Raw genomic sequence first — 24789 nt, forward strand, 5'->3', positions numbered from 1 at the left:
AAAGAGCCGGTTCGGCGCCGGCGGGCGCCCCGGGTCGACCGGCAGGGGGCAGCCGTTGACGAGGTAGACGTCGAGCCAGCCGTCGTTGTCGAAGTCGATCAGGCCCACCCCGCCGCCCATCATGTCGGCGATGAACAGGTCGCCTTGCGCGCCGCTGTCGTAGGAGAAGATGAGCCCCCGGCTGCTGGCCTCATCGACGAACCGAGCCGCGGTCGCCTTCGAGGAGATGCCGGAGGTCGCAGCGTTCTCCGGCCTGTCCGCGGGGCCGGTCCTGAGCCGGGGAGGCCTCGGGGCGGCGGGGGCCATCTCGCCGAGCCGGGCGATCGCCTCCTGCGCCTCGCGATGGAACGGATCAACGCGGCTCGCGTGCGCGAACCAGGCTCGGGCCTCGACCGGCATCCGCGATTCGAGGCAAAGGCGAGCGAGCTGCACGCAAGCTTCGGCATTCCTCGGGTCATCGAGGCCGCCATCCAGGCGTGTCTTCAGGGCGATCATGCGGTCTCGGATCGCCCCGGCCTGGTCGAGGACCGGCCCGGCCTCCTCGGACCGGCCGGCGCGGACCAGTGCCCGGCCGAGCCGGTATCGGGCGCCCAGGTGTTCGGGATCGGCCTCGACCGCTGCTTGAAAGCAGGAGATCGCCTCGTCGATGCGCCGGCGATCCTGCTCGACCAGGCCGCGGAGGATCCACCATCGGGCCTGATCGATCGGCCGGTCCGGTCGCGGGCCGAGGGCCGCGATGGCCTGCTCGGGGTCTCCCAGCATGAGCCGGCAATCGGCCAGGGCGAGCCGGGCGGCCGGGTCGTCGTCCATCACCCGGTTCGCGAATTCGAGGTCGGCCAACGCCCCGGCCGGGTCCCCTTGCTCCAGGCGGAGCAAGCCCCGGGCCCGCCGCAACCAGGGGTCGTCGGGCGAACGATCGAGGTACGGCTCAAGCTCGCCCCGCAGGCGGTCGCCATCGCCGGCGAGGTCGCGGAAGATCTCCTGGTGGCGGTCTTCCAGGGCAATATTGGTCAACGAGACAAGCTGGCGAGGGTCGCCGGAGCGGCGGAAAACGTCCCAGAGCAAGGCCCTTGCTTCCTCCTGCCTGCGCTGGATGAGCAGGAGGCCGAGCAGTCGGACCTTCGGCTCGATGGCGTCCGGCTCCCGTTCGATGACGGCCCGGAAGGCACGCTCGGCCTCGATCCGGTCGTGCCGCTGCATGGCCAGGGTTCCAAGGCCGATCTGGGCCTGAGGCCAGGCGGGGTCGTGCTCGGGGATCCGACGGAGGGCGGCCCGGGCCTCGTCGTCCCGGCCGAGGCCGCCGAGCGCCTGCCCCCGCAACAACCAGGCCCGAGCATCCTCCGGATGCCGGTCGACCCACGCGGCGAGCCGCCGCTCGGCGTCGCCCCACTGCTGGCGTCTCACCGACTGCTCGATCGCCTCCCATCGGCGATCGTCCGACGGGGCCAGGCCCCATCGGATCAGGACGATCAGCCCGGCGACACTCGCCAGGCCGATCCTGACGCGCACCAACCGCCGTCCCGGGCGTCTTGGCTTGACACTCATCGCCGATCACTCGACCAGTCATCGGGCCAGACCGATCTCACTCACGCACGAGCAAAACAGAGTTCGAATTCCAACGGGATGTCGATCGCGCCGAGGCATGACCCGCCAGGCCCGCCTTCCCGAACTCGAAACCCCACAACACAGATTATCCCGAATTCGAAACAGAAGCACCCTTCGCCCTGCAAAATCTGGGAGAAACGTACCGCCGGGCGTCTCCCGACTTCGCAGGACCAGCCTGCGGTCATCGTACGCTCAGCCGCACCGGACCGCCAGAAGGGACTGCTCCAGGACGGCCATCAGCGGCGGAAGAAGGAAGGTCGATCGTCCCGGGCGGTGGCGTTGAACATGCCCGAGCCGAGGGTCCGCAAGACCCACTGGCCACCCGGCAGGACTTCGGGCCGGAACAGGGGGAAGGAGGCGGGGCCGGTCACCCGGATGTCGGCGATCTGGCCGCCGGCCTCGCGGAAGGCGTCGCTGAGCAAGGGGATGCGGAACCCGCCTCGGCCGTACATGATCCGCAGGCGCAAATCGAGCTGGCCGCGCAGGTCCATCGTGCCGCCCCCCCGGAGGCTGATGGCGTCGCCGGTCAGGAGGATCGGGTCGAGGTAGGCCAGGCCGTTCTCGATCCGGACGGAGACCTCGGCCGTGTCGAAGGCGGTCTCGTTCGACGGGGCGGCGATGTCGAGCGTGTTGAGCACCTTGAAGAAGCGCAGGGCGACGGGCAGGTCGCCCAGATCCCCCTCCGCGATGCGGAAGTCTCCGGAGCCGCTGACCGACCGCATCTCGTTGCCGATCCCGCTGAAGGTGATCATCCCCGAGAGCAACCCCCGGAAGCTCTGCTTGCCGGGCAGCGAGGCGGTGAAGCGGGCCAGGTCGGCATCGGCCACGGCCAGGGTGGCGTTGTATTCGGGCTGCTCGGCCATGCCGAGCCCGACCTGCCCGGTCAGGCGGCCGCCGAGCAGGTCCCCCTCGATCGCCTCCAGCCGCGCCGCCTTCCCGTCGATGACCAGGGGAGAGCGCACCTGGGTCACCTGCTGGCCGGCGATCGTCAGGCTATCCAGGTCGATCAGGCCGGACAGGCCGAGCGATCGGCCGTCGAAGCGGCCGGCGAAGTCGACGAGCCGACCGTGGATCGCCTCCAGCGGGATGCTCGTGCGGATCGTCTGGCCGTTGAGGACGACCAGGCCGTTGGCCCACTCGACGTAGGCCGGGTCGCCCGGCTGGCCCGACCAGCCGAGCCGCAAGTCGCCCCGCATCGAGGGGATGGCCGGGCTCTCGTCGAGCCGTCGGGCGAACTCGGCCATGACCGAGGGCATCAGCTTCCTCAGGTCGGCGTCGAGCCGGAAGCGGGCGACACGCAGGTCGTCGACCGAGAGGCCGAAGCGGCCGTCGGGCTCCAGGTTCACCGACCCGGATCGGAAGCGGACGGGGGAGCCGCGGAACTGGAACGAGACGTTGTCCATCGACACCAGGCCGTCGTCGTAGACGAACAGGCCGTCGATGGCCTCCATCGCGGGCAGTTCCAGCGGCGGAGGGTCGGGGCCGCCCGGCTCGTCGGGGGCGGGGGTGAAGCGCAGGCTGATCGACGTGCCGGGGTCGGGCCGGACGGCCAGCGTCGTGTGGTTCTCGTTCCCCTCGACCCGGATCGCCGCGTCGAGCGTGGCCTTGCCCATCGGGTTCAGGAGGTTCCAGGTCGCCTGCCACTCCGGGGGCAGGGCGAGCCGAAGCTGCTCGTCGAAGGGGAGGTCCGTGGCCCGCATCGTCAGCTCGGCGTCGAACGTGTTCGGGCCGCTCTGGCGGACCCAGCCGTCGGGGCACTCGATCCGGGCCAGGCCGTTGTAGCCGACCAGGTCGTGGAACTCCCAGTGGTCGGGCATGATCACCAGGCGCCCCTTGACGTTGGTGATCGCGTACGGCATCCCCTCCCAGGTGAAGGCGAAGCCGCCGGCCTCGGCCGGTTCGCCCAGGTCGAGCGCCGCGGTCAGCTCGACGATCTCGTCCTCGTCGCTCTCGGGCGGGGCGGGGCGGATGTCGAGGTGGGCGTGGGCGACGCGGACCGTCCCCTTCGGCTGGAACTGGTGGAGGACGGTGCGCACCTCGGGGTTGAGCGCGGCCAGCAAGGTTTCGTCGATCGGTAGGGCCCCCAGCTCGAAGTCGAGCGAGACGACCGGCTCGGTGCTGGCCGCGTCGATCGTCCCCCAGCATCGGGCCGGGCGGTTGCCGATGATGGTGGTCAGGCCCGGCGGGGCGATCGTCACGCGGTCCCCCTCCCAGACGACCCGGCCGTAAAGCTGGCGGATCGGGTACGGGCAGGCGGCGTGGGTCATCGACGCGCCTTGCAGGTCGAGCGTCAGGCCGAGCCCGACCGGGCTGCCCCGACTGCTCCGCACGGCCCGCAGGTAGGCGTGCGTCCGGCCCCCGGGTCGCAGTTCCTCCCAGAGGCCGACCAGGTGCTCGGGGGTCTTGCCCCGCAGGCGGTCGTCGAACTCCAGGTCGGTGACCTCGACCAGGAGGTCGAACGGGCCGGTAACTGGGTCCGTCAGGTCGAGCCGGCCGGCGGCCCGGGCGGTGGTCCGGCCGTTCGTCCCCCTGGCATGGTCGACGAGCAAGGTCCCGTCGCGGATCGTCGCCAGCAGCTCCACCTCGTTGAGCGGGAAGGGCAATTCGGGCACATTCAGGCTGGCGGACCGGACGAGCAGATCCAGCTCATGCTCTTTCAGCGGTTGGTGCCGGTCCTCGGGGTCGATCTCCAGCCGATGCACGCGGACGTCCAGCTCTCCCCCCGAAAGCCCGAGCCGGTCGTAGCCCGCATGAAGCTCCTCGGGCAATCGGCCGCGGAGGCTCTCTCCCAGCTCCAGGCGGATCAGCTCGCTCCCGGCCAGGGTGGCCCGGCGGGTCCGGGTGTCGAAGGTCCCGGCCAGGTCGAGCCGCTCGAAGCCGTCTCCCCGGGCGGTCCCCTCGAAGGCGTAGGAGGTGTCGCCCTGCGGGGTCATCGTCAGCACGACATCCCGGAGCAGGCTGACCGATCCCCCCTCCCGGCTCAGGATGATCTTGCCGTTGCGGATCAAGACCGTCGGCAAGACCTCCGGCGGGGGCAGCGGCCAGGGGTCGGCCAGGAACCCTTCGAGGTTCCAGCTCCCGTCCTCGCGGCGGCCGAGCCGCAAGGTCGGCTGCGCGACGATCACTTCGCGGGCCTCGAACCGCTGCTGCAGCAGGGCGGCCACGTCGAAGGTCAGGCGGAGCCAGCCGACCTCGATCGTCGGCCCCGGCAGCGTGTCGATCCCCTGATGGACCCGGACCTGTTCCAGGGTCGCCGAGCCGGCGAACGGCCGGAGGCGGACCCGGCCGACGCTCACCTTCGAGTCGGGCAGCAGGCGCAACGACTCCCGCTCGACCAGGCGGGCCAGCTCGGCGCCGTCGGTCGCGTGCCCGGCCGCGTACCAGCCGCCGCCGATGAACACGGCAATCGGCAAGATGATCGACCAGGCGATCATCTTCTTCGTGTCGTGCCCGAATCGCCCGCCGACGATCCGCATCAGGCCCGCCGCCGCCAGGCCCATCGCCGGCACCATGCCCGGCAGCCGATAGCGGATCGAGCTGACGAAGACCATGTGCAGGACGCAGAAGCAGAGGACCGTCCCCCCGAGCAAGACCAGGGTCCTCGGGTCCTTCCGCCGGTCCCAGAGCCCGACGACCAGCAGGAGGAAGACCGGGATCGTCGCCACCCCGCTGAGGATCCCGACGCCCGGGGCCGACAGCTCGTCGGCGTTCGGCCAGGGGCTCCAGAAGCGGAGGGCCTTGATCGCCGCCAGTCCGAGGGCCCGTCGAGGGTTCTCCCGGGCGAAGTCGATCGCGCGGCGGCGCAGCTCGGCATCCTGCGAAACCTCGTCGAGCGCCCGGATCTCGGGGTCGTCCAGGAAGGTCATGTCGCTGGAGCCGGTCGCCTCGGGGCTGAGGCCGTCGTACAGGCTGGCCCCGACCCAGAGCGCCGTCGGCACGAACCGGCCGACGACCTGGGCATTGCGGATCCACCACGGCGCCATCACCGCCGCGATCGTCAATACGACGACCGAGGCCAGCCCCGCCGCCCGCTTCGACCGCTCGAACAGCACCCAGGCCGGCAGGGCCAAGGGGAGGAAGACCGCCCACGACGGCCTCACCAGCAAGGCCGCCCCGATCGCCAGGCCGGTCAGGACCGCCACGACGAGCGATCCGATCGGCCCCGGCCCCGGCGTCGGCCCGTGCCAGGCGAGCGAATGGGGGACCTCGCCCGCCGTCGCATGGGCCTCCTCCTGCTGCCGGGCCTTCGGGCCGGGCCGCCAGAGGACCGCCAGCCCCCAGAGGGCCAGGAGCATCAACGGGACGAACACCCCCTCGGACAGCAAGAGCCCCGAGAGGGCCACCGAGTACGGCTCGACCGCCGCCAGGGTCGCCGCCAGGATCGCCACCCGCCGCGCCCGGCGCCGGTCGTGCTCGTCTCCCCGACGCCAGAGGGCGAGCACCAGGGCATACACCACCGCCACCCCGCCGGCCCCCAGCACCGCCTGGACGACCCGGGCCCCCAGCGCCGCGTCGGGGCCGAACAGGATCTGGCAGACGGCCAGGAAGGCCGGATAGCCGGGGGTCCGCAGGGCGTAGTGCGGCACGTCCCACTGGTTGACGACGTACGGCGACCCGGTCCGGATCGCCTCGGCCAGGTACCAGTAGATCCCCGTGTCGCCGAAGATGCAGAGCACGCCCTTCTGCTGGGCATAGAGCTGCACCGCCCCGGCCGCGAGCAGCCGCAGGGCCAGGCCCACGAGCACGATCAGCGGCACGATCGCGTACCGGGTCCATCGCGATCGTCGCGTCGATTCGGGCATGGCACGCTCGATGGCCACCCCGAAGCGAAGCTCAGGGCGGCCGGATCGGGTCTGAAGGGATGGGTCGAGTTCCTGTCCGATCGCTTCAAGAGCCGTCGCGTCCCAGGCGGGTCGGCATCCTAGCCCCGACCTCCCGGACGGTCAATCGCAACCGAGGGCCGCCCGGCGGCCTCCTGGAACGGCCCAGCCCCGCGCAACGCCCTCTTGGAATGACGATGCTCCTCGTCGATCACGTGGGTTTCCGAACCTCGCCTTGGTACAAATTCTAGAGATGACATATTTCTGCAAAGATCCCTGTAGCAAGAACAATCAAGACGAAATAGGGGTTGATTCCCAACTAGCACAATCTTACAGTCATCGTTCCAATCACGAACGCATTCCCTCCCCTAAACGGGGGGGGGGGGGCTCCTTGAATAGGAGGCTTCCCATGCAAAAGTCATTTCTTCTAGCTCTCACCGTCGTAGTGTCATCTGCCGCTTCGTCTCTGGCGTACGCGAAGTACAAGGCTACTGACACAACATGCTACGGTGGCATGACGGGATGGTCACGGAGCCAAGGGACCGCTGCTCCCGTGATGAACATCATTTACGAGCCACCTCCAGTCAACTCCACCGGGTTATACGTCAACGCCGATGTTGGATTTTACTGTGATATGTTTTTCGAACCGGACGGACCTTGCTCATTTTGCATGAAAATGTTCGTTGATGTCTCATGGGTAGATTCAACAAACACTATTCCCTGGCAAAGCATTGGCGCGAATGAAATTGTGGTCAACTGCTGGGATTTCGTCGGGCCACCAACTGACAAGTGGGAAGAATTATTCGAAACCTTTCCAATTTGCCAGGGAAAGGCTTCAGAAATCCAAGAGAAGCCAGCGATTGTTACAATCACAGTCGGGGCTTTTCCGAAGGGGGCCGGCCCTTGTCCGAACGACCCCTACGAGAATCACGACGCACTGTATCGCTACGCAGGTACGGAATGGGTCGACAAGTTTTTTCGAGATTTTAACATGGAGGGATTTTGGGATACTTGGTGAAATTTTCAAGTATGCCAAATTTTTATTTCCCACATTCCAGATCCGCAATCAAGAGAACAGGAGCCCTCAGATGAGAAAACGCGATCTACTAGGCCTGTTCGGTCTGTTGAGCGTGTCGGTGGTGACATCACTCGTCACAGTGAACCTCGCTGCTCGAGCCGCTCAGGCAGAGGGCGAGATCCGAAAGATGACGCCGTTTGATCTGCCCCCGTCGTACGGTCGCGCCGCCGTTGACATTCCGAGTCTCAACGAGCGCGGCCCTTCCCAGTTGACGACGGTTCAAGGCTCGATCAGCATGCCGATTCGCTACCAGATCAAGACGACGACCTCCTTCGCCGACACTCCTCACCGATTGGTCGTCCAATTCTTCGAACCATGCGTGGCCTGTGACGAGGCCGGGGAACGTGACATGCCCCCTGAGCCGCTGGGGTCGTGGGCGTCGCCGCCGTTCACGCCGGGCGATCGGCTACACATCAACGAAGTAACTCCATTGACCCTTCCTTGCTCGCCGGGGACGTACCGCGTCACGATCCGAGTCGAACGCTACTTTGAGGGCATCGAACGGACCCGCGGCTTGATGACCGAATGGCAGGTCCAGTCAGCCCGATCCTATCCGGAGGTTGTGGTCCGGTAAGGTCCGCGCCGACCGGCGGCGCGGAGCCGTCGTCACGCATGACCACAGGTCCGATCAGATCTGCGGACTCGGAGTGGCGTCACTGGGCATCTCCGAGTCCGATCACAAGACTCCCCTGGGCGAGGCTTCCCTCCCTCCGACTCGTTGGGCGTGATCAATCCACGTCCACGTCGATCGCATGGGCCTTCAGCTCCTCGATCGAGACGAACTCCAGCGCCGACATATGCGTGGCTTCCAGCACGACTGGGGGCGCGAGGCCGGCCTCCAGCGCCTCCTTCCAGCGCTCGACGCAGAGGCACCAGCGGTTGCCCGGCTTCAGGCCGGGGAAGCCGTACTGGGGCATAGGGGTGCTCAGGTCGTTCCCCCGGCGCTTCGAGAACTCGAGGAACTCCCCCGTCATCTCGGCGCACACCAGGTGCAGGCCGATGTCGTCGGCCCCCGTGTGGCAGCACCCGTCCCGGAAGAAGCCGGTCACGGGGTCCAGGCTGCACGATTCCAGGTCGCTCCCCAGCACGTTCTTGGCCATCGCGGTTGCGCTCCCCCTTCAGATCCTTTTGATCCGCCACCGTTCGCTTTCGAAATGGTCCGGCGACTCGTTCGAGTACGAGTATCGTAGCCGATCGGCGGGGGGCCGTCGAAACCCCAGGGCCGGCCAAAAGCCCCGCGCGACGGCCGATCGCGTCGGCCCGGCGTCCGTGATGGAGCGTTTCACAGGCGACAGGAGGCCCGGATCTCGCCACAATTGCATGTCTCGGCTGCCGAGGCACCAAGGCACGTGCTCCCCGCCCGATCGACCCGAGTCCGGTCGTCGGCCCGGGCGGGAGGGGGCCGAGGGAGGAGCAAGACCATCGATGTCCACGTCTCACGCGAGCGACCCGATCCAGCGGGCGGCCGAGGCGATCGCCTCGGCCCGGGCGCTGGTCATCGGTGCCGGCGCCGGCATGGGGGTCGACTCCGGCCTGCCCGACTTCCGCGGCCGGGAAGGCTTCTGGCGCGCCTACCCGATGGCCGAGCGCCTCGGCCTGAGCTTCTCGGAGATGGCCAACCCCCGGTGGTTTCGCCACGACCCGGCCTTCGCCTGGGGCTTCTACGGGCACCGACTGAACCTCTACCGGGCGACAACCCCACACCCCGGCTTCGCCATCCTGCGTCGATGGATGGGGCAGATGCCCGGCGGCGGCTTCGTGGTCACGTCGAACGTCGACGGCCAGTTCCAGCGCGCCGGCTTCCCGGCCGATCGGGTGGTCGAATGCCACGGGCGGATCGACGTGTTCCAGTGCCTCGTCTCGTGCGGGGCCGACCTGTTCGACGCCGACCCGACCCCATTGGTCATCGACATGGAGGAACTTCGGGCCGCCGAGCCGCTGCCCCGATGCCCACAATGCCGGGGGATCGCGCGGCCAAACATTCTGATGTTCGGTGACTTCGACTGGGATTCGTCCCTGACCGACGCCCAGGAGCGGCGGTTCGGCTCGTGGCTCTCCGGAGTGATCGACGAGGGCCCGATCGTCGTCGTCGAGTGCGGCGCCGGCACGGCGATCTCGACCATCCGATCCCTCTGCGAGCGCACGGCCGAACAACTCGGCGGCACGCTCATCCGCCTCAACCCCCGTGCTCCGGAAGTGCCCCGCAGCCAGATCGGCCTGCCCCTGGGGGCCGCCGAGGGACTCGACGCGATCGACCGCCGAATCGCCAGACTCCAGCGGTGAATCGACCCTCCGCCGGGACCGAGCGGAACGAGGTGACGCGCCCGGTCAACCTCGGGCCGCCTCGCAACGCAGGCCGAGCAGCCGATCGGTCCCCTCGGTGCGTCGGACCCGGTCGGCGATCCGATGGCCGACGACCCAGATCACCCCGCGACGATCCCGGACCACGGGCACCCGGCCGCGATCGCTCGAAGCAACGCGCCGGCCGCGCAGGAAGTCGCTCAGCGTCATGGAACGCCCCCCCATGCCCAGCGGCGCGAAGCGGTCTCCCGGCAGCGGGGCGCTGATGACCAGGTGCGCCCCCGAGGCGTCGAGGAACGGGTCCAGCGCGTCGCGGTCGATCCGCTCGTCGCCGGGGGCATCGGGGCCGGGGTCGATCTCGGTCACGATCCGGCAATCGGCCCACACCTCGGACCCGGGGATGGGCAGGATCGCCGAGGCGGGAGGGATCGCGGGGGCGACGATCGGGGCCTGCGGGACGAGTTGCACCCGATCAGGGCTGAGGAGCAAATCGACCCCCGCCCCGATGGCGAATCGCCCGTGATCGCGACGCACCAGCGCCGCCATCCGTTGCCAGCGATCGGCCGACATCGACCGCTCGGGCCAGCCGGCCCGCCGCCAGACGACGCGCAGAATCTCGGTCCGGACCGATCGGGGCAAGGCCGCCAGGCGATCGCGCCGGAGGGCGACCCCGAACGGCTCGATCGTCACCACGATCGCCCGGGCCAGGCTCGACGCCTGCCGCTCGGCCTGCCAGGCGGCGTCTCGGCTGCTCTCGCCGAGCCGGATCAGGGCCTCGGCCACCCTCGGGTTGAGGGCGGCGAGCCTCGGGAGGATTTCGAGGCGGATCGCGGTCCGGGTCCGGTTCGGCTCGGCATTGCTGGAGTCGTCTCGCCAGGGCTGATTCAGGGCATCCAGATAGCCTCGGATCTCCTCGCGGGCGGTCGTCAGCAGGGGGCGGATCAGCTCGACCCCCTCGCCCAGCCGTCGGCGCGGGGGCATGCCCGCGAGCCCCCGGACCCCCGTGCCCCGGACGATCCGGTGCAGCACCGTCTCGGCCTGGTCGTCGCTCGTATGGCCGACGGCCACCGCCTCGGCCGAGCGTCGCCGGGCGACGTCGAGCAGCCAGCCGTAGCGGGCCTGCCTCGCGTCGGCCTCGAAATGGGCGGCACGTTCCGGCCGCCAGTGCCCAAGGTCCATCGGCAGGCCGAGGCGATCGGCCAGCTCGCCCACGAACCGGGCGTCGCGGTCGGCCTCCTCGCCTCGGGTGCCGTGGTGCAGATGGGCGACCGAGAGCCGCAGGCCCAGCTCCTCCGACGCCTCGATCGCGGCCCGGAGCAGGGCCACGCTGTCCCCCCCCCCCGAGACGGCGACGACGATCCCCGAGCCTCCCGATCTCCGCCGCCATCGGCCGAGGAACGATCGGACGCGCCGGCGGACCGCGAAGGCTGGGTCGGTCGTCATGGTCCCCTCCCCGTGTTGGAGTCGATTCCGGATCGGTTCGCGGGCGCGAAGTGAACGCCCAGGGCGCGAGCTTCAAGGCGACGGCGCATCCCCCCAGGGCTCCGGCCCGGGACCCGCCGACGGGGGCTCCGGGCCGATCGGACGGTCGCGGGCGGATCGGGCGACCAGGGCGCACCCATGCAGCAGGAGGCTGAATTGCGAGGCGGCGAAGCACACGAAGAAGACCGTCGCGACGCCCGCCCCCCGGTCGATCCAGACGGTCGAGGCCGCCCGGAGCCCGGCGAGGCGCTCGCTGGCCTGGTCCAGGCTGGCGAAGAACGTGTCGATCTGGGCGCGGACGTCGCCCAGGGCGAAATCGACGTCATCCAGCAGATCCTGGAACTGCGCCCGCTGTCGGGGAGAGAGCGCCTGCCCCAACCGGATCCGGTTCAGGGTCCGCGAGGCTTCATCGAGCAAGGCCGTCGCCTCGTTGAGGCTGTCGGCCACGCTTCGCAAGGGCGGCGCGTCGGCCGATCGATCCGAGGGGCCTCTCCGGGGGAAGAACGGGACCGAATCGAGCAGGACCAGGGCCCGGTTGAGGCTGCGGAGGCTGTCTTGCAGGGCGAGAATGAACGCCTCGGCCCCTTCCAGGCGTTGCTCGATGTCGGGGTCGAGGGCCTCGAGCAGGGTCGGGGTCCCCGGGTCGCGCTCGGCGATCCCCGAGAGTTCCTCGACCGTCTCTCCCACGAACCGGACGCGGTCGCGCACCGTGTCGATCAGGGTCAGCGAGGCGTCTCCCTGCTGCCGGACCAGGTCGACGACCTGTTCCAGGTCGGCAATCGACGCCGGCACCTCCCGGCTCAGGCGGTCGGCCAGGGTCCACGACCCGACCACCGCGCCGATGCCGAAGACCGTCCCCAGAGCGCCGATGAGGACGCCGGACGTCCCGGCCAGAAACTTGAGCAAGCGAAGCACGATCCTGGACACTCCCTGCGGGCTGCGGGCTGCGGGCGATCGGACGATCCCGGATTAACGCTTGAACAGGTCGAGGAAGCGGTCTTCGTATTCGGGATAGATCCCCAGTCGATCCAGCTCTCGCTTCAGTTCGTAGGCCTTCGAGCGGTCTCGGGTCGATTCTTCGAACAAGCGATCGATGCGCCGGCGGTCGTCGGCGGTCACGGCCCCCTCGTCCGATTCGTCGGGGCCGTCGGAGCCGCCGAGGAACGACTCCTCGTCGGAGAGGGATTCCGGCTGCCGGGGTTCCATCGAGTGCTCGATCTGCGTGAGCAACTCGCCGAGCCGCTGCTCGACGTCGACCGCCTGCTCGGCCAGCTCGGTCAGGTCGAGCTGGATCTTGGCGATCGTCGCGAAGACGTCCAGCACGCCGAGCGCCGCCTTCGGGAACGGGAGCTGGGCGAAGATGTGCGGCATCTCGCCGAGCAGGCAGGTCCCCGGCAAGCCGGACTCGGCGGCGACACCGAGCAAGACGCCGTTGAGCCCGCTGATGTGCCCGTCGTCGAGCACCGTCAGCTCCAGTTGGGTCAGCTCGTCGAGGGTCGTCTGATCGGTGGCCGCGCCGAAGGTCCGCGACTCGTGCGAGGGGTGCATCTGGGTGGCCATCGAGGCGAAGGTGAACACCCGCTCGACCCCCATCTCCGCGGCGAATTCGATCAGGCGGCGGCAGAAGGCGAGCTTCCCCCTCGGCGGCTGGGCCTCGCCGATGAAGACGATCAGGTCGTGCCGCCCTTCCGGGTCGTGCCAGGCGAAGAAGCGGCTCCGGGGGAGTCGGCCGGTGCGGATCAACCCGCGCTTGACCTCGACGTGCTCGACGTCGAACAGTTCCTCGGCCTGGAACTCGGCGACCATGTGCATCCCGAGCTTGGCCATCAGATAATATCCGGCGCTGATCGCCACGTGGCCCATGCCCGGCCAGACGGCGACCATCCAGGGCTTGTGCAATTTGATCTCTTCGGCCATCGGTTCACCCTCTCGATCCGCCTCGCGACCACGGCTGCCACCGGGGGCGTCCCTCGCCCCCTGGCGCTCGTCTCGACCTCCGAGACGCAGGCAACACCCCCTTCCAGCATCGGGCGAGGTTGCCGAGAATTCTATGCCTGACCGGCGGAACCCGGCCTCGATCGCCGGTCCCTCGCCCCGCCCCGGTGCGGGGAATGCCCCGCACGTCGGTCGGAGGCGAGGGGACGGGTCCCCCGATCGCGGGTCGTCCCGGGGCGACCGCCTCGCATCCCCATCCTGGTTCCGGAGTCCCTGTCGCCATGGCCATTTACGTCGACGCCGATGCCTGCCCGGTCAAGGACGAGGTCTACCGGGTCGCCCGACGCTACGGCGAGGCGGTCCGGGTGGTCGCCAACGCCCCGCTCCGGGTCCCGGACGACCCCTCGATCGAGCTTGTGGTCGTCCGGGGGGGCTTCGAGGCGGCCGACGACTGGATCGCCGAGCAGATCGGCCCCGGCGACCTCGTCGTCACGGCCGACATCCCGTTGGCCGATCGCTGCCTGAAGGCCGGGGCCCGCGCCCTGGGGCCGAAGGGCCACCCGTTCACCGACGACTCGATCGGCGAGCGGCTGGCCACCCGGGCGATCCTCGACCAGCTCCGCCAGGCCGGGCAGTACGGCGGCGGCCCCTCGGCCTTCGCCAAGACCGACCGCTCGCGATTCCTCGGCAAGCTCGACGAGATGCTCGTCGCCATCCGCAAGGAGCGGGAACGCGCGGCCCGCCGATCCCCCGGCCCCGATCAGGGCTTGCCCGGCGGGCCGATGTAGGACCGGGCGATCACGACGTCGTCGAACAGCACGACGTTGACCTCCTGCTTCGTCCAGCGATCGGTCACGTAGCTCTCCAGGGTCAGCGCGTTGGCCATCAAGGTGGGGGAGGTCCGCCAGTTGATCCCGGTCCAGTGGCCGGCCAGCTCGCCGTCGATCCAGAAGGCTTGCTCGCCGTCGGCCTCGCCGGGGGTGTTGTGCTTGAGCATGAACTCCACGCAGATCCACTCCCCCCGGCGGATGTCCGGCTGTTCGGCGGGGCGGAAGGCGTTGCCCCAGTAGCGGCCGTCGGGCGAGGCCGTCATCTCGTGCCAGTAGCTGTAGAAATTCCAACGGCCGGGAGGGGGCAGCCGGCCCCAGTCCCCCCAGGCCTCGATGGCGGTCGAGAAGCGCTCATCCCCCTCGGGCCGGTCGCCCGCGCCGCCGAACCCGGACCAGCGGTCGCGGCCGGTCAGCCCCTTGTTCGCCCGCAGGGTGACGAAGTGGTGGACGTAGTCGCAATCGGGGTCGAACTTCACGAGGAACCGGAAAAAGAGCGTCTCGCTCGACTCGAACCAGGTGGTCAGGCCCCCTCCCGTGTTCTCGGACAGCCGGGCCTCGACCCGCAGCGTCTTCGAGCCGAGCCGGTCGTCGGCCGACGACTCATCGACCAGGCTGAGCACCGAACCGCCCCGATTGCTCACCTCGTCCCACTTCGAGCCGATCGGGGCATCCCCCTCGAAATCGTCGGCGAAGATCACCTCGGGATGCGCCTCGATGCCCTGATCGGCCGCGAAGGCCGCGGCCAGGCCGGCCCCGCGGGGCAACGAGCTGGCCGCGGCCCGGTTGCGCGAGCCGTCCGGATCTCCCGCGTCATCGGCCCGGGCCGACGCGGTCGAGGCCCATGCCGCGATCAGGGCCGCGGCCGTGACGATGCAAACGCGAGGCAACGCCGGGGACGAGCAGTGCATGGCTGAGGACGCTCCGTCGGATCGTCTCGGGGGTCGGTCGCGACTCGAATCGGACAAGCCTGGACGCTGAGGATTGACCTGGTCGCAGTTTATGCGGCGGATCGCCCGATGGCGAGAGATTCGCGCCCGATTTTCCGGGGCCCCGCCGGTCGCGCCGTGGCCCTGCGGGGGGTCGCGGCACGGAGGATGCACGAGATCCCCTCCAGCGTCATCGTCCGGGTTCACGGCGTCTCGACCCGATCACGCCATCCGGCCGAATCGAAGGGGCACCGCCGTCCGACCCCCAATCCCTGCAATCACACGCCCTGAGGAGACATCCCGTGGCCGACGACCCGAACCGCCCCCCCAAGGGAGACAACTTCGGCTGGGGCCAGAAACCCCTGCGCCAGACCGATGAGACCACCGGAGACGAGGGCATCGAGCCGCCCATCGGCGAGGGACACGACGAGGCCACCACCGGACGCGCCGCCGAGCCTCCCCGGACGAAGGCCCAGGCCGACGACCCCCAGGTCCCCGGCTATCCGAGCGACCCCCGCGGCCCCGACACCCAGGAATGAACCGGCGCCGGGGTCGAGGGGCCTCCCCCGACCGTCACGCCCGCATCGTCATCCATCCAGCCCCCAGGAGGCCACTCCCATGACCGACCGGAACCGCGATCCCCAGCAGGGCGAGGGGCCCGACCCCGACGCCGAAGGCCATCGTCCCGACGAGGCCACCCGCAGCGAGGCCGAGCAGGCCGCCCGCAACCTGCCCGGCTACACTCCCCAGGCCCGAGACGATCACGAGCGGCCTCCCGAAGGCTCGCCGGGCTTCACGCCCATGGGCCGGACCGACAACCAGGAGCCCTGAGCCCCCCCCTGGAGCCCTGGCAATCACGGCGTCCTCCCCGACGGCCTTCCCTCAGCCTGGCACGCCCGAGCTTCCCCGCCGTCCCTCGACTCGCGACCCGGAATTTTTTTTCGGAGGCGGCCCCGATCTGAACTAGAGTCAGATTATGACGTGCCCACCTCCGGGATTCGGATCGGGGAGACGATCCGATCCCGGTCGAGCACCCTTGGGACCTTTGGTAGGTTCGGCAAGACTGGGCAAGGGGTGATCGCCCGGAACGCCCTCGGCCCGGATCGTTTTCCGGCGATCTCGGCGCGAACCCTTGCCTTTCGATCGACACTCACACGGGGAACTCCTCATGATTCGCCTTGCCTCATCGCTCATTGTCGCCGTGGCGATGCTCGTGAGCCTGACGTCCACCGCGTTCGCCCAGGTCCGCATGACGTACGGCTATCCCACGGTCAGCCGAGGAGCCCAGGTGATCGTCCGCCAGCCGGTCCCGGCGCAGGCCCCCGCCCCCGCCGTCGCGGGGATCCCGTACGGCGGCGTCGCTTCGCCGTACGCGACCGACCCGTCCTACGCCTACTCGGCCATCGCCCCGTACACGACGGGCACGACCTACTACACCAACAGCCTCTATCCGTATGGTTACGGCTACGGTTACGTGGCCCCGGAAGCGGGGGTCATGGTCACTCGGGGCTATCCCCGATACCCGCTCAATTACAGCTACGGTTACGGCCCCGGCTTCCGGGCGGGCAACGCCTATGCTGCCTCTCGGATGGTCACTCCCTACGCGGGAGGCGTTCGCGGCGGCTTCGGCCGGGGCTTCGGCGGGCGTCGGTAATTTCCCGGCACCGCCAGAACGTCGCGTCGAGGCCATCAAACCCGGCTGAAAGACACACAGACGGCCCGAGACACCCCCGCGTCTCGGGCCGTCTTTTTTTGCGTCTGCTGCCCGGATTGACAGGGCAGCAGACGCCGATCGGAGCTTGCAGTTCCGTCACGTCGAAGCGTGACGAAACAGATCGTCAAGAAACGCTGTCGTTGTTGGAAGTCGGCGACCGTTTCGGCAAGTCGGGCAAGCCCAGGAATTCAAGAAACCCTTGAGGAACGCCGCGTCTCCCGAACGACGAGAGCGCAGCGGGACGTGTCAGTCGATCACTCGTCCAGAATCTTCGGGAGATCGGCGAGCACGCGTTCGATGTCGGCCTCGGTCAGTTCACCGGGACCGAACGAATGCTTCGAGCGCAGCTCGGCAAAGCGCCAGAGCAGGACCGTCACCTCGGCGTCCTCGGCAATCTTGTACGAGGGAGGACCCGCGGGGGTGTCCATCAAGGTCAGGGGCACGTCTTTGATGCCCTGACCGGCCGCCAGGTCCCGCAGGGCCGTGACGGTCTCGGCCTCGTTCTCGGTGTCCGTCAGCTGGACGACGAAGGCCTTCAGGTCGGAATTCTCGGCAATTTTCTCATCAACGGCCTTGACCAAACTGGTCAAGGGCCCGGATGTCGTCCGCGTGAAGATGCAGACGACCGGGCTGGCACCGTAGCGTCAGCGATAACAGAGCTCGTTGCCTTTGTTCGGACCGGTCACGTCGTAAACGTCGAAGGCGTTGACGACCTCACCGATCTTCGGCCCGGAATCAGGGGCTTGAGCGTACAGCGCCGCCGCCGCACCCAGTGCGGAGACGGTCACCACGGCCAGGCCCCAGGCGTGCGAAGATCGCAATCGCATGGGGAAAAACCTCCTTCGGAACGGGCATGTCACCCCTTCCTGCCGAACGGTCGCGAGGACTTCCACCCTTCATGGTGGCCAGAACCGAAGGCCTCGTCAACGGGGCTTCCAAACACCTCGGAGCGGTTTCGGGCTGATGTCCCGGGCCGATCTTGCCGATCTTGTCGGTGTGACGGATCGTCCGGAGAGTCGGCGCACCGGCGTCGCTCGGCCCGGTTCGGATCTGAGGCCGACAGTCCAAGGAGGGCGGAAATCATGCCTCGGGGAGCGACCAGGAGCAGGACCAGAAAGGCCCGGCCGGGCCTGGAGTCGCTGGAGGGCCGCCAGCTCTTGGATGGCGGCGGCCTGAGCGTCGGACTCGGGCCGGGCGCCACGGAGGCCGGCATGACCCTCAGCCCCGCCGAGCTGCGATCCGGCAGCCCCGACCCCGGCGGCCCGGCCTCGGCAATCTCGGGAGAGCCCGGGGCGTCGGCCGACCCGTCGCTCGCGGACGTCGGGGTGACGATGCTGCGGGCCGCGCCGCAGCAGGCGCAGCAACAGAGCGCCGCCCAGAACGGCCTGCCCGATCCCCCCGTCAAGACCTACCGCTACACCACGCCCCGGGGCGTGCGCGTCGCCGTCAACCTGAGCGGCCCGGGCACCCTGGCCGGCACGAGCGTCCGGCCCGACGGCGCGCTCGACCTGGTGTTCGACGGCACCGGCCCGACCAGCCAGATCTTCGCCCACGCCACCGGCGTCGCCCCGCTCGCCAGCGTCCGCGACGCCGACGTGCCGCTCGAGGCCCAGGCCGGGGCCGGGGCCAATCAGCTCGGGCTGGCCGGGTTCCGGCCGTTCAACCTGATCGAAGGCGGCACAATCAACCTCATCGGCGGCGTCCGCCGCCTCGGCCTCAACAACGTCGGGCCCAACACCCAGGTCTTCCTCCGAGAGCTCCCCGAGGTCGCCCTGGAACGCGAGGCCCTGGCCGGCCGGGACACCACCTTCGCCACCGACCAGGCCGGCGGGGTCGAGCTGGTCCTGACCGACGGCAACTTCCTGCCGGTCCTGACCCCGACGCCCGAGGTCCCGACCGGGCCGCCGCCGGGCATCCGCATCCAGATCGCCGGGCGAATCAATGCCGACCCGCTCGCCCCCTTGCCGCCGGGCACCGATCCCCAGGACGAGCTGACGATCGGCAACCCGCAGATCTACGGCTACGACGCGGCCGCCGGGCAGCTGATCCGCTTCGACGCCGCCACGGGGACCGTCCTGCAGACGACGGCCGTGCCCAGCCTCGCCGCGTCGGCCGGCGTCAGCACGGCCAAGGTCGACGGCCGGCTCCTGGTCCTGGTCGGGCAGGCCAACGTCGTCCGGGCCTTCGACGCCCTGGATGGCTCTCCCGTCGGCCAGTTCACGACCGACACCCTGCCGACGATCGACGCCGTCGACGGCATCGGCACGACCGACCTCCGGACGGTCCTCGTCGACTCCACCTCGGGCGGGGTCGGATCGGCCCAGGTCATCGACCTGGCCGCGAGCCTGGCCTCGGGGGTCGCGGAGCTCCCCGTGCAGGTGCCCCCCCCCAATCCCGCGGACACCGCCTTCACGCCGACCCGCCAGTTCGGCTTCCTCGGCGGGGCCACCGGCGTCCCCGGCTTCGACCCCCTGGCCGTGCTCGGCCGCGGCTTCTTCGACGAGTTCCAGCCCACCACCGAGATCCTCGGCGTGATGGCCTTGAATCCGGTGGGCAACCGTCTCCAGGAGCTCGACCGGGCCGGGGCCCCCGGCCTGCCCCCGGCCCCCCCGGCCGGGACCGACGAGGCCCTCGGCAGCGTCGACAGCGCCGTCGCCCGGGTCGTCGGCGTCGAGGGCGGGAGGAATATCGTCAGCCTCGTCAGCCGGACCACGCTCGCCCGCATCGGCACGACGGAGCTCGACTACCCCAGCCCGCTCAACGGCCTCTCCGAGTCGTTCCGCCCCGAACTGACCGGGACCTCCGTCTTCGACATCCAGGGTGACGTGCAGGCGTTCCTCGCCCAGGATGCCCGGGGGCTGGTGCTCAACACGCTCGGGACCCTGCACCTGGTCGGGATCAACCGGGCCCGCGACTCGTTCATCGCCGGCTATCCCCTGAATCACGTCTACCTCGGGCCGGGGAGCCGCAACGTCTCGCTCGTGACCCCCGCGCCGAGGCCCCCGGGGACCCGCCCCGACGTGACCGTCATCCCCAACCTGCGGCCGATCGGCCCCCTGTTCATCCCCTGATCGTCGGCGGGCCTTCGCCCGGCCCTCGACCAGCACGACCCGAGGCCGCTCCCCTCACGGCACGCCGCGGAGGGGAGCGGCCTTTCATCATCACGATTGCATGAGCTGGCCATTCCGAGGCCAGTTGCCTGGCGACCCGCCCCCATTCTCACCCGAACCGGACCAGATTTCCCGCCCGGCCCGACCCGACCCCGTCCGGTTTTCTCCGCCGAAAAAATTGACCCTGAGCCGAGTTGCGAGATAAACTGGTCCAGACACTCATGACGTTTTCACCGATGGTTCTCGATTTGCACCGGGTCGATCCCTCGTGATGACTCCCCCCGATCCGCCCCGGGATCCGGTCCCCGGGGGGTCCCGTCCGGGACGTCCTTCTCCTCGATTCGGACACGATACCGATCCTGGCACCATCACCCTCGGGGGCGTCGTTCGAGCGGGGCGGCGCCTTGCCCTCACCGTCGAGTCGCCCCCTCCCGCTCGCCCTTGATTGACCGTCACTCGACTTTGATCCGCACCGCGATGAATTGCCCATGACAGACGCGCTCCATCGCCTCATCACCTTCCGGCAATACCGCAAGCGGGCCCTCGCCCTGTGCCTGGCGCCCGTCGCGCTGGTCTTCGTGGCCCGCTGGATGATCGCGGCCCCGCTCGACGCCGCCGGGTCGTTCGCGAGCCTCCCCTCCGAGGACGCGGCCGCCCCGATCGCGGCCCCCCCGGGCGCACCGGACCCGCCGGCCCCCCTGGACGAGAGCGCCACCGCCTGGCCCCTCGACCCCCTGGAAGGCCCCAGGGCCAAGCAGCTCCTGAACGGGGCCCTGGCCGACCTGGTCGACCGGCTCGAATCGCTGAGCGGGTACGAGGCGACCATCTGGCGCCACGAGCGCGTCAACGGCCGATGGCTCATGGAGCAGACCCTCCGGCTGAAGGTCCGCCACCAGCCCGTCTCGGTCTACATGAAGGACATCGGCCGCCCCAAGGGCTGCGAGATCATCTACGTCGACGGCCTGCGAGACGGCAAGCTCATCACCCACACCGGCGGCGGCCTGCTCGGCATGCTCGTGCCGCCGATCGAGGTCGAGCCCCGGTCGAGCCTGGCCATGTCGCAGAGCCGCTTCCCGATCACCGAGGCCGGCGTCCTCCCCGTCGCCCGGATGCTCCTCGACGACAATCGGCGCGACCTGGACGACCCCGACGCCTCGGTCACGCTCGACCGGATCACCGACGACGACGGCCAGCCCCTCTACCGGTCGCTCCATCGCTACGCCCGGCCTTCGCCCGACCGCCCCTTCGCCCGGTTCGAGGTCCATTACGACCCCGAGACCCTCCTGCCCCGCACCTACTCCTTCCACGACTGGCCCGAGTCTCCCGGCGCCGAGCCCGAGCTGGCCGGCCGCTACAGCATCGAGTCGTTCGACCCGAGCGTCGTCCTGGGCGACATCGACTTCGACCCGACGAACCCCGGCTACAACTTCCGCTGAGCCCGCCGAACCATCATCATCGGGCGTCCCTGCCTGCCCGCCCGGCCCCTCCCCGTCACGAGTTCTCCAGGTCCGTCTTCTTGACACTGGCAAGGGCAGCTCGACAAGATCGAAGGCCCTCTCCCCGCAGTCGCGATCATTCGAGACGCCCCGATCGACGCCCCCGATGGCCCCGCCCGAGCGAGTCGATGCCGATGACCATGCGCCTTTTGCTTCAATCCACCCGCCGCGTCCTGGCGGCGACGACCCCGTGTTTTGCCGTCCTGCTGCTGGCCTCGCCGTGCTCGGCTCAGATCAAGAACGAGAAATACACTCAGGAAGACAAGTTCCGCCAGCTTGAGGAAGTCCTCCCCACGCCGAACGAGGCCCGCACCGCCTCCGGGGCGCCCGGCCGGGGCTACTGGCAGCAGCGGGCCGACCACGTCATCGACGTCGAGCTCGACGACGAGAACCGCCGGATCATCGGCCGCGAGACGATCACCTACACCAACGCCTCGCCCGACACGCTCAAGTACGTCTGGCTCCAGCTCGACCCGAACCTCTTCCGCCCCGACGCCGACGCCGTGACCACCGCCACCGCCCCCGGCTTCGGCGACCGCGTCTCGTTCGACGCGCTGAAGGGCATCCTCGCGCGCCAGACCTTCGACGGCGGCGTGACGATCGAATCGGTCGAGGCCTCCTCGGGCGAGGCCCTCGACTACACCGTCAACAAGACGATGATGCGCGTCGAGTTGCCGAACCCCCTGCGCACCGGCGAGCAGTTCGTCTTCGCGATCGCCTGGGAGTACGCCATCAACGACTCGAGCGTCATCGGCGGCCGGACCGGCTTCGAGTACTTCGAGGACGACGGCAACTGCATCTACGAGATCGCCCAGTGGTTCCCCCGCATGGCCGCCTACACCGACGTCAACGGCTGGCAGCACAAGCAGTACCTCGGCCGCGGCGAGTTCACCCTCGAATTCGGCGACTACCTCGTGCGGATCACCGTGCCCGACGACCACGTCGTCTCCTCGACCGGCGTGCTCGTCAATCCGGAAGACGTGCTCAAGCCCGAATGGGTCGAGCGCCTGAAGGAGGCCGAGACCGCCGACAAGCCCGTCTTCATCGTCACCCCCGAGGAGGCCAAGGAGAACGAGAAATCCAAGCCTTCCGGCAAGAAGACCTGGATTTTCCGCGCCGAGAACGTCCGGGATTTCGCCTTCGCCTCCTCCCGCAAGTTCATCTGGGACGCCCAGGGGCACGACGTCGGCGGCAACAAGGTCATGGCCATGAGCTTCTACCCGAACGAGGGGGAGCCGCTCTGGAGCCAGTACTCGACCGCCTCGATCATCCACACCCTGAACGTCTACTCGCGCTACACATTCGATTATCCGTACCCGGTCGCCCAGTCGGTCAACGGGCCGGTCGGCGGCATGGAATACCCGATGATCTGCTTCAACGGCCCGAGGCCCGAGAAGGACGGCACCTACTCCGACCGCACCAAGTACGCGTTGATCTCGGTCATCATCCACGAAGTCGGGCACAACTACTTCCCGATGATTGTCAACAGCGACGAACGCCAGTGGACCTGGATGGACGAGGGGGTCAACACCTTCTTGCAGTATCTTTCCGAGCAGGAGTGGGAAGAGAACTACCCCTCCCGCCGCGGAGAGCCGCAGGACATCGTCTCCTACATGCGCAGCACCCAGCAGGTGCCGATCATGACCAACAGCGAGACGATCCTCCAGTTCGGCCCCAACGCCTACGCCAAGCCCGCCACGGCGCTCAACATCCTCCGCGAGAGCATCCTCGGCCGCGACCTGTTCGACTACGCCTTCAAGGAGTACGCCCATCGCTGGAAGTTCAAGCGGCCGATGCCCGCCGACCTCTTCCGCACGATGGAAGACGCCACCGGCACCGACCTCGACTGGTTCTTCCACGGCTGGTTCTACACCACCGATCATGTCGACCTGTCGATCGACGGCCTCACCCTCTACACCATCGACACCGGCGACCCCGAGGTCCGCAAGGCACTCGAACGCAAGGCCCGCGAGGAGGCCCCCACCACCCTCTCCCAGGCCCGCAACAAGGACCTGCCCAAGTTCGTCGACGCGAAGCCCGAGCTGAAGGACTTCTACAACGAGTACGACGACCTCGCCGTCACCGAGGATGAGAAGGAATCCTTCGAGCGCTTCCTCGCCGGCCTCACCGACGAGGAAAAGGAGCTGCTCGCCACCAAGGCCCACTTCTCGATCGTCGAGCTGTCGAACGTCGGCGGCCTGGTCATGCCCGTCATCCTCGAACTGACCTTCGAGGACGACTCGACCGAGGAGGTCCGCATCCCCGCCGAGATCTGGCGCCGCAATTCCGAGCGCGTGACCAAGCTCCTCATCACCGAGAAGCCGGTCGTCTCGATCACCCTCGACCCCCACCTCGAGACCGCCGACATCGACCTCGCCAACAACCACTGGCCCCGCCGCCCCACCCCCTCCCGCTTCCAGCTCTTCAAGTCCTCGGGCCGCGGCCCCGGCGACAACCCCATGCGCCGCGCCCAGGAGGCGGAGAAGAAGGCCCGGGAGGCCGAAGCGAAGGAGTCGGAGGACTCGAAGGACGAGGCCGACGACACCTGATCGTCGCTCCCAGGCTCAACGACGGCCCCGCCCTTCCGATCGCTTCCCCGAACCGCTAGAATTCCCACGGAAGGAAAGGGGCCATTGATGAGCGAAACACTCACCCTGGAAATCCCGGACGAGTTGGCCCGGCGAGCCCGCGCCCTGGCCGCGGCGACGCACCGTCGCTTCGAAGACGCCGTGGTCGATTGGCTCCGCCGCGCAGTCGAGGAGCCCGACGTCGAAGCCCTCCCCGACGACGCCCTGCTCGCCCTTTGCGACCTGATGCTCGCTCCCGACGACCAGGACGAACTGAGCGCCCTGCTCGCCCGTCATCGCGAAGGCCCGCTCTCCGAGCCCGACCGCCAGCGGCTCGACACCTTGATGCATTCCTACCGCGGCGGGCTCCTCCTGAAGGCCCGCGCCTGGAAGGAAGCGGTTTCCCGAGGGCTCCGACCGCCGCCGACCGACGATGTCTCGTGAGTACCTGGCCGTCGAACTCGTTCGCCGGGTTCGCCAGGATGCGGGGAATCGCTGCGGCTACTGCCTGAGCCCGCAACACCTGGTCATGGCCCGCCTGGAAATCGAGCACGTCGTCCCCCTCTCCCGAGGCGGGACCAATGATGAGTCGAACCTCTGGCTGAGCTGTCCGCTCTGCAACCGCCACAAAGGGGACCGCCTTTCCGCGATCGATCCGGAAACCGGCGGGGAGGTTCCCTTGTTCCATCCTCGCCGGCAACGCTGGGCCGAGCATTTTCGCTGGTCGGAGGATGGCCTCCGAATCGTCGGTTTGACCCCGGCAGGGCGTGCCACCGTCGTCGCCTTGCAGCTCGACACCGACCCGGACGCACTCGTCGTTCGCTCCTACTGGGTCCTCGCCGGCTGGCACCCACCGACCGAGCTGTAGAGTCGTAGCCCCGACAAGGGAACGGAGGCGTTGCCATCTGGATTGATGCGTCCTGAT

21 protein-coding genes are annotated in these 24789 nt (G+C 68.9%); 12 read left to right on the top strand and 9 right to left on the bottom strand.

Annotated elements, in window-relative coordinates; translation table 11 throughout:
* Both AB1L88_RS24265 and AB1L88_RS24270 read right to left on the bottom strand, forming a co-directional pair.
* Window positions 1-1545: tetratricopeptide repeat protein (locus AB1L88_RS24265; RefSeq protein ID WP_367099289.1), on the bottom strand; the 1545-nt coding region annotated here is incomplete at its 3' end.
* 296 nt (window positions 1546-1841) lie between these two features.
* Window positions 1842-6407 (bottom strand): AsmA-like C-terminal region-containing protein, encoded by a 4566-nt coding sequence (locus AB1L88_RS24270; RefSeq protein ID WP_367099290.1) that lies wholly within the window; start codon window positions 6405-6407, stop codon window positions 1842-1844.
* A gap of 574 nt (window positions 6408-6981) precedes the next feature.
* Between AB1L88_RS24270 and AB1L88_RS24275 the strand changes: the two genes are divergently transcribed.
* Window positions 6982-7443, top strand: coding sequence for a hypothetical protein (locus AB1L88_RS24275; RefSeq protein WP_367099291.1), 462 nt, complete (start codon window positions 6982-6984; stop codon window positions 7441-7443).
* Window positions 7444-7513: 70 nt separating this feature from the next.
* Window positions 7514-8077, top strand: a complete 564-nt coding sequence (locus AB1L88_RS24280; RefSeq protein WP_367099292.1) for a hypothetical protein — start codon at window positions 7514-7516, stop codon at window positions 8075-8077.
* Window positions 8078-8231: 154 nt separating this feature from the next.
* On the opposite strand, the gene AB1L88_RS24285 is transcribed toward AB1L88_RS24280, so the two are convergent.
* Complete coding sequence (locus AB1L88_RS24285) at window positions 8232-8603, bottom strand: DUF2237 domain-containing protein (protein ID WP_367099293.1); 372 nt, start codon at window positions 8601-8603, stop codon at window positions 8232-8234.
* A gap of 325 nt (window positions 8604-8928) precedes the next feature.
* Between AB1L88_RS24285 and AB1L88_RS24290 the strand changes: the two genes are divergently transcribed.
* Complete coding sequence (locus AB1L88_RS24290) at window positions 8929-9786, top strand: Sir2 family NAD-dependent protein deacetylase (RefSeq protein ID WP_367099294.1); 858 nt, start codon at window positions 8929-8931, stop codon at window positions 9784-9786.
* A 45-nt stretch (window positions 9787-9831) separates the two neighbouring features.
* Here the strand turns inward: AB1L88_RS24290 and tilS are convergent, their stop codons facing one another.
* The 3 genes from tilS to AB1L88_RS24305 form a co-directional block, all read right to left on the bottom strand.
* On the bottom strand, window positions 9832-11247 hold the full coding sequence (gene tilS / locus AB1L88_RS24295) for a tRNA lysidine(34) synthetase TilS (RefSeq protein ID WP_367099295.1): 1416 nt from the start codon (window positions 11245-11247) through the stop codon (window positions 9832-9834).
* A gap of 72 nt (window positions 11248-11319) precedes the next feature.
* The gene (locus AB1L88_RS24300; protein WP_367099296.1) at window positions 11320-12201 is read right to left on the bottom strand and encodes a hypothetical protein; all 882 of its coding nucleotides are present in this window, start codon (window positions 12199-12201) and stop codon (window positions 11320-11322) included.
* 54 nt (window positions 12202-12255) lie between these two features.
* Window positions 12256-13203, bottom strand: a complete 948-nt coding sequence (locus AB1L88_RS24305; protein WP_367099297.1) for a PAC2 family protein — start codon at window positions 13201-13203, stop codon at window positions 12256-12258.
* A gap of 299 nt (window positions 13204-13502) precedes the next feature.
* On the opposite strand from AB1L88_RS24305, the gene AB1L88_RS24310 reads away from it, so the two are divergent.
* The gene (locus AB1L88_RS24310) at window positions 13503-14009 is read left to right on the top strand and encodes a YaiI/YqxD family protein (RefSeq protein ID WP_367099298.1); all 507 of its coding nucleotides are present in this window, start codon (window positions 13503-13505) and stop codon (window positions 14007-14009) included.
* Here the strand turns inward: AB1L88_RS24310 and AB1L88_RS24315 are convergent.
* Window positions 13982-14959 carry a hypothetical protein gene (locus AB1L88_RS24315; protein WP_367099299.1) on the bottom strand — a complete coding sequence of 326 codons (978 nt, stop codon included), beginning with the start codon at window positions 14957-14959 and terminating at the stop codon, window positions 13982-13984. The genes AB1L88_RS24310 and AB1L88_RS24315 overlap by 28 nt on opposite strands.
* Before the next feature lie 320 nt (window positions 14960-15279).
* Here AB1L88_RS24315 and AB1L88_RS24320 point away from each other — a divergent pair, with 320 nt between their 5' ends.
* The 3 genes from AB1L88_RS24320 (at window position 15280) to AB1L88_RS24330 (ending at window position 16631) form a co-directional block, all read left to right on the top strand.
* The gene (locus tag AB1L88_RS24320) at window positions 15280-15516 is read left to right on the top strand and encodes a hypothetical protein (protein ID WP_367099300.1); all 237 of its coding nucleotides are present in this window, start codon (window positions 15280-15282) and stop codon (window positions 15514-15516) included.
* Between the two features lie 79 nt (window positions 15517-15595).
* Entirely contained in the window at window positions 15596-15808 is a 213-nt protein-coding gene (locus tag AB1L88_RS24325; protein WP_367099301.1) for a hypothetical protein, read from the top strand.
* A 337-nt stretch (window positions 15809-16145) separates the two neighbouring features.
* Window positions 16146-16631 (top strand): hypothetical protein, encoded by a 486-nt coding sequence (locus AB1L88_RS24330; protein WP_367099302.1) that lies wholly within the window; start codon window positions 16146-16148, stop codon window positions 16629-16631.
* Between the two features lie 314 nt (window positions 16632-16945).
* Here AB1L88_RS24330 and AB1L88_RS24335 read toward each other — a convergent pair whose 3' ends face one another.
* The gene (locus tag AB1L88_RS24335) at window positions 16946-17281 is read right to left on the bottom strand and encodes a hypothetical protein (RefSeq protein ID WP_367099303.1); all 336 of its coding nucleotides are present in this window, start codon (window positions 17279-17281) and stop codon (window positions 16946-16948) included.
* 54 nt (window positions 17282-17335) lie between these two features.
* Entirely contained in the window at window positions 17336-17518 is a 183-nt protein-coding gene (locus AB1L88_RS24340) for a hypothetical protein (protein WP_367099304.1), read from the bottom strand.
* Window positions 17519-17773: 255 nt separating this feature from the next.
* Between AB1L88_RS24340 and AB1L88_RS24345 the strand changes: the two genes are divergently transcribed.
* From AB1L88_RS24345 to AB1L88_RS24365, 5 genes are all read left to right on the top strand, one after another.
* Window positions 17774-19762: a hypothetical protein gene (locus AB1L88_RS24345; RefSeq protein ID WP_367099305.1), complete on the top strand. Its 1989-nt coding sequence runs from the start codon at window positions 17774-17776 to the stop codon at window positions 19760-19762.
* Between the two features lie 527 nt (window positions 19763-20289).
* Window positions 20290-21237, top strand: coding sequence for a DUF1571 domain-containing protein (locus AB1L88_RS24350; RefSeq protein WP_367099306.1), 948 nt, complete (start codon window positions 20290-20292; stop codon window positions 21235-21237).
* Window positions 21238-21437: 200 nt separating this feature from the next.
* A complete protein-coding gene (locus AB1L88_RS24355) occupies window positions 21438-23846 on the top strand; it encodes a M1 family aminopeptidase (protein WP_367099328.1) in 2409 nt (802 codons plus the stop codon).
* Window positions 23847-23933: 87 nt separating this feature from the next.
* Complete coding sequence (locus AB1L88_RS24360; RefSeq protein WP_367099307.1) at window positions 23934-24308, top strand: hypothetical protein; 375 nt, start codon at window positions 23934-23936, stop codon at window positions 24306-24308.
* Window positions 24298-24732, top strand: coding sequence for an HNH endonuclease signature motif containing protein (locus tag AB1L88_RS24365; protein WP_367099308.1), 435 nt, complete (start codon window positions 24298-24300; stop codon window positions 24730-24732). Before AB1L88_RS24360 ends, AB1L88_RS24365 begins: the two co-directional genes overlap by 11 nt.
* Window positions 24733-24789: the final 57 nt, after the last annotated feature.

Source organism: Tautonia sp. JC769, from assembly GCF_040717455.1.
In the GTDB taxonomy this organism is placed as follows: Bacteria; Planctomycetota; Planctomycetia; order Isosphaerales; family Isosphaeraceae; genus Tautonia.